Origin of the sequence: Streptomyces sp. NPDC004658, from assembly GCF_040609555.1 — a bacterium.
In the GTDB taxonomy this organism is placed as follows: domain Bacteria; phylum Actinomycetota; class Actinomycetes; order Streptomycetales; family Streptomycetaceae; genus Streptomyces.
In genome coordinates this window covers 1-5,321 of the sequence record NZ_JBEXKG010000286.1, presented here as the reverse complement: position 1 = coordinate 5,321, position 5,321 = coordinate 1, and the positions used below count along the sequence as shown (strand labels likewise).

5 protein-coding genes are annotated in these 5,321 nt (G+C 73.3%); 3 read left to right on the top strand and 2 right to left on the bottom strand.

Annotation, left to right across the window (positions count from 1 at the left end):
• Positions 1–221 precede the first annotated feature (221 nt).
• Positions 222–1,370, bottom strand: a complete 1,149-nt coding sequence (gene rho, locus ABZV94_RS39930; protein ID WP_356349726.1) for a transcription termination factor Rho — start codon at positions 1,368–1,370, stop codon at positions 222–224.
• A 354-nt stretch (positions 1,371–1,724) separates the two neighbouring features.
• Between rho and ABZV94_RS39925 the strand changes: the two genes are divergently transcribed.
• Positions 1,725–3,002, top strand: coding sequence for a cytochrome P450 (locus ABZV94_RS39925; RefSeq protein WP_356349725.1), 1,278 nt, complete (start codon positions 1,725–1,727; stop codon positions 3,000–3,002).
• Positions 3,003–3,112: 110 nt separating this feature from the next.
• Positions 3,113–4,015, top strand: a complete 903-nt coding sequence (locus tag ABZV94_RS39920; protein ID WP_356349723.1) for a hypothetical protein — start codon at positions 3,113–3,115, stop codon at positions 4,013–4,015.
• A gap of 30 nt (positions 4,016–4,045) precedes the next feature.
• Here ABZV94_RS39920 and ABZV94_RS39915 read toward each other — a convergent pair whose 3' ends face one another.
• Complete coding sequence (locus ABZV94_RS39915; protein WP_356349721.1) at positions 4,046–4,444, bottom strand: nuclear transport factor 2 family protein; 399 nt, start codon at positions 4,442–4,444, stop codon at positions 4,046–4,048.
• Positions 4,445–4,518: 74 nt separating this feature from the next.
• On the opposite strand from ABZV94_RS39915, the gene ABZV94_RS39910 reads away from it, so the two are divergent.
• Positions 4,519–5,133 (top strand): PadR family transcriptional regulator, encoded by a 615-nt coding sequence (locus tag ABZV94_RS39910; protein WP_356349720.1) that lies wholly within the window; start codon positions 4,519–4,521, stop codon positions 5,131–5,133.
• Positions 5,134–5,321: the final 188 nt, after the last annotated feature.

The following is a 5,321-nucleotide window of genomic DNA, read 5'->3' as shown; positions in this document are numbered from 1 at the left end:
CCCGGCGGGCTGCGCGGCCCGGGGTCCGGCGGCGGCAGCGGCCGGCGTGAGCGCCAGCAGGCCCGCCACACAGAGGGAGCAGGCCGACACCGCCGCGCGATAAGAGAATCCGGTGACCATATGATCAAAGTACGAACTTGGTGCGCGTACACCACGCGGCCGGGCCGTTCGGGTCGTTCGGGCAACCCGGATGCCGCACCCGGCCGCTCCGCGGCCGCCCGTCAGGCGGCCGGCAGCGTGGGCCGCACCTGCCGCAGGAACGCGGCGTTGCCGGGTGTGGCGCGCAGCCGCTCCAGCAGGGTCTCCAGCCCGGAGGGTCCGCCCTCCCGGGAGCGCAGCACGCGGCGCAGACCGTGTACGGCCGTCAACTCGGCCGTGCTGAGCAGCAGTTCCTCGCGCCGGGTGCCGCTGGCGTCGATGTCGACGGCGGGGAAGACCCGGCGGCCGGCGAGTTCCCGGTCCAGGCGCAATTCCATGTTGCCCGTGCTCTTCAGCTCCTCGAAGAAGTAGCCGTCGGCGCGGGAGCCGGTGTCCACGAGGACCGTGGCGAGGATGGTGAGGGAGCCGCCCTCCTCCGCCTGGCGCGCGGCGCCGAAGAACCGCTTGGGGCCGAGCAGCGCGCCGGCGTCGACACCGCCGCTCAGGGTACGGCCGCCGGCGGCGGAGGCGTTGTTGTGGGCCCGGCACAGCCGGGTCAGCGAGTCCAGCAGGACGACGACGTCCTCCCCGGCCTCCACCAGGCGCTTGGCCCGCTCCACGACGAGGTCGGCGAGGGCGATGTGCTCCTTGGCCGGCCGGTCGAAGGTGGAGGCGTACACCTCGCCGCGCACCGAGCGGCGCATCTCGGTGACCTCCTCGGGCCGCTCGTCCAGCAGGAGGACCATCAGCCGGCACTCGGGGTGGTTGCCTGCCACGGCGGCGGCGAACTGCTGGAGCAGCACGGTCTTGCCGGTCTTCGGCGGGGCCACGACGAGGCCGCGCTGGCCCTTGCCGACCGGTGCGAGCAGATCGGTGACGCGTCCGGCCAGGCCGGAGGCGGGGTGTTCCAGGCGGAGGCGCCGGTGCGGGTGGAGCGGGGTGAGGTCGCGGAAGTGCGGCCGGGAACCCAGCTCACCGGGAGCGCGTCCGTTGACGCGCGCGACCTCGGTCAGGGCCCGCTGCGCGCCCCTGACGCCTTCGACCAGGTCGCCCTTGCGCAGCCCGTGGCGGCGGATCAGCGCCGGTGCGACCTGCGGATCTGCGGGGGAGGGCAGCAGGCTCGCGGCCCTCAGGTGCCCCTTCCCGTGCGCGTCGATGTCGAGGACACCGGTGACGAGCGGGACAGCCGGGGCCTGCGGGGTCAGGGGCGGGTGTTCGAGTGTGGTGGTCATGGGGTGGAGTCCTTTCGCGGACGGATCAGAACGGAGAAGGGGGAGAGGCCGCGAGCGGGAGGCGGCTGCGCCTGCCTCCGGGCGGCGGGAACGGCACCTCGGGTACGGCGCGGAAGGCCCGTCACGAGGTGGTGCTGAGAAGCTGACGCGCCGGGAGCCGGACATCCGGAAAACGGCGGACGGATCAGCGTGAAGGAGAGAAACTTGCACCGGCGGCCACGGTGGCCGTGCACGAGTGCTGAGGGAACGGTACCACTCGGGGGAGTACCACGTCCGTGACCCGGTCAACACGGCACCGGTTCGGGCTATTCCCGGGGCGGGCGTCCTCTCGGGGAGACGTCAGGAGGACTCGCCTTGTCAGGGGAACGTCAGGAGCGCCCGGCGCCCACCTCGGCCGCCCGCGCCCCGCACCGCCTGGAGCCGGCCGGAGGCTGCCCGCACGCCGTCAACGCCCGCCTGCTGGCCCAGGGTGCCGTGGCCCCGGTCGAGCTGCCCGGAGGCATCGCGGGCATGGCCGTACTCGGGCACGAGGCGCTGAGGGAGTTCCTGCAGCACCCCGGCGTCGCCAAGAACGCACGCCACTTCACGGCCCTGCGCGAGGGCAGGATCGCCGAGGGCTGGCCGTTGCTGACGTTCGCCACCGTGCCGGGCATGACCACCGCCGACGGGGACGACCACCGGCGGCTGCGGTCCCTGGCCGCCCGCGCCTTCACGCCCCGCAGGGTGGAGCAACTCCGGCCGCGCGTCGAGGAGTTGACGGAGTCACTGCTGGACGGCCTGGCCCGGGCCGCCGCCGACGGTGACGGGGTCGCCGATCTGCGGTGGCACTTCGCCCTGCCCCTGCCGCTGGGCGTGATCTGCGAACTCCTCGGAGTGGATGCGGAGTTCCGCGACCGCCTGCACCGGCTCGGCAGCCTGGTCGTGGCCACCGACACCGCACCGGCCGAGGCCGTCGCGGCCAACCGGGAACTCGTCGCCGTCCTGGGCGAGATCGCCGAGGCGAAGGCCGCGCGGCCCGGCGACGACCTCACCAGCGCGCTCATCGCCGCCCGTGACGAGGGCGGCGACCGGCTCAGCGGGCAGGAGCTGATCGGCACCCTGCTGTTGATGATCATCGCCGGGCACGAGACCACCCTCAACCTGATCACCAACGCCGTGCGCGCGCTGTGCGCCCACCCCGAGCAGCTCGGCCTGGTGCGGGCCGGCCGCGCGGGGTGGGCGGACGTGGTGGAGGAGACGCTGCGCTGGGACGCGCCGGTCAGCTACTTCCCCTTCCGCTACCCCGTGCGGGACCTGACCGTCGCCGGCACGCTCCTGCCCGCCGGCACCCCCGTCCTCGCCGGCTACTCCGCCGCCGGCCGAGACCCGGAGGCGCACGGCCCGGACGCCGACCGCTTCGACGTCACCCGCTCCGCCCGGCCCGGCGCCGTACGGCATCTGTCCCTCGGCCACGGTGCCCACTACTGCCTGGGCGCACCGCTCGCCCGGCTGGAGGCCACGGTCGCCCTGGAGCGCCTGTTCACCCGCTTCCCCTCGCTGAGACTCGCCGTGCCCGAAGCCGGCTTGGCGCCGCACGCGGGTTTCGTCGGCAACAGCGTGCGCGCCCTGCCGGTACGGCTCACGGCCGGGTGACCCGCCCCGAGCCGGCCGCGCCCCCGGAGGGAGGGGAACAGAAGTCCGCAGACCATAACGATCCCGGACGTCGGGGGACTTGACCACCAACCGTGCACTATCTTCGCGACATGTCCACGCCACCGCAGTCCTCGCAGCCGGCCGACCAGCCCCCACAGCAGCCCCCGCAGCCCCAGCAGCCCGCGCAGCAGCCGGCCGTGCCGCCGCAGCCGACGGCCTACCCGTACCCGAACCCGCAGTCGCCCCCGCCGGGGACGTTCTACGCGCAGCCCACCCTGGCCGCCCAGCCCACGCCGGGGCAGCCGCAGCCGGGGAACCCGTACGCGCAGACGCCCCAGTACGGGCCCGTGCCGCCCGTCTCGCCCGCCGGTGGCGGTGGCGGTGGCGGGGCCGGCCGTGCGGTGCTGTGGGCCGCCGTCGGCGCGGTCGTGGCCTCCGCCGCGTGGGCGGCCGGCGTCTTCCTCGTCGGCGGGCGGGGCGACGGCGCGGACCTGCGCGGCTACTCGGCCCCCTCCAACCTGTGCTCCAGCGCCGACTACTCGTCCTTCAAGGACGAGTACACCGAGAACGACTCCTCGCCGACCCGCACCTCGCTCAGGGACAAGGCGCTGGACGAGAGTTACTGCAGTCTGGGCCTGAAGAAGTCCGGCTCGTCCTACGCGGACGCCTACCTGACCATGCAGCTGGACCTGCACAAGGAGACCGACCCCGCGCCCGAGTTCACCGCCACCTGGAAGAACTACGGGGACAGTCACACCGGTTACGACGTCGACTCCGTCGAGGGCATCGGCGACGAGGCCTACCTGGTCAGCCAGGACACCACGAACGGCTCGTCCTCCAGCGGCTCCCGGTACGCCACGCTCGCCGTCCGGGACGGCTGGGTGACGTACACGATGAGCTACAGCGTCTACCTCACCTCGTACGACGAGGACAAGGACCCGCCCGCGCTGACCGACGTCACCGACTGGCTGAAGACCGACGCCAAGGCCACCCTGCGGCAGCTGACGGACTGACCGCCGCCGTGCCGCAGCGAGCGCGGCGGTTCACGCCGACCGCGCCTCGGCTTCCTTGACGATCTGCTCGAACCGCGCGCCCATGGCCTCGCCGAGGGCCTGCGCGCCCGACAGGGGACGGACCATGACCATGAGGTCGTCGATCAGGCCGTCCTCGTTCACGTGCAGGAAGTCGCAGCCGGTCAGCTCCCGGTCGCCGACCCGGGCCTGGAAGACCAGCGCGTGGTCCGGGCCGTCCGGTTCGCCGATCTCCCGGACATAGCGGAAGTCCTCGAAGACCTGGACCACCGCGCGCAGCACCGCCGCGGTGATCGCCTTGCCCGGGTACGGCTTGAAGGCGACCGGACTGGTGAAGACGACGTCCTCGGCCAGCAGTGCCTCGATGGCGTCCAGGTCCCTGGCCTCCACCGCCTCGCGGAACGCGCGCATCGGCTCACCCCACTCGCTAGCAACTAGTTGAATAAGTGTGGATGAGACTAATCAACTGGCTGTAGCCTGTCCACATGTCGCTCAAGTACGCCGTCCTGGCCGCTCTGCTGGAAGGCGAGGCCTCGGGCTACGAGCTGTCGAAGGCCTTCGACGTGTCGTTCGCGAACTTCTGGCCCGCGACGCCCCAGCAGCTCTACCGGGAGCTGGAGCGCCTCGCCGGGGAGGGGCTCGTCCAGGCGCGCACCGTGCAGCAGGAACGCCGGCCCAACAAGCGGATGTTCACGCTCACCGAGGCCGGACGGGCCGAGCTGGGCGCGTTCGCCGCCGAGCCGCCCAAGCGGCCCACCGCGATCCGGGACGAACTCCTCATCAAGGTCCAGGCCATGGACGGGGGTGACCCGGAGATCACCCGTGCGCTGATCGAGGAACGCATGGGCTGGGCGCGCGGCAAGCTCGACCGCTACCGGCGGGTGCGCGAGCGCCTGCTCGACGGGCGGACGGAGGAGGAGTTCCTGGGGACCGCGGACCGGGTCGGGCCGTACCTCACGCTCCTGGCCGGGATCGCCTTCGAGGAGGGGAACCTGCGCTGGTGCGAGCGGGTCCTCGCGGTGCTGCGGCGGCGCGGTGACGCCGCGTCAGCCCCGCGGATCGCTCATCAGGGTGGTGATCCCCCGCGGAACGGGGCGTGACCGGGGGAGGGTGCGGCACAGTGGGCGGGTGCCTCGCCGACTTCTTCCGCTGCTGGTGGCGGCGCTGGTGACCGTCGCCGGCTGCACCACCGTCGGCTCCGGTCCCCTGCCCGACACCGCCCGCGCCCGACGCTCCGTCGCGCCCGGCCCGGTCGCGCGGCCCTCGGTGCGCGAGGAGCCGGCGGCAG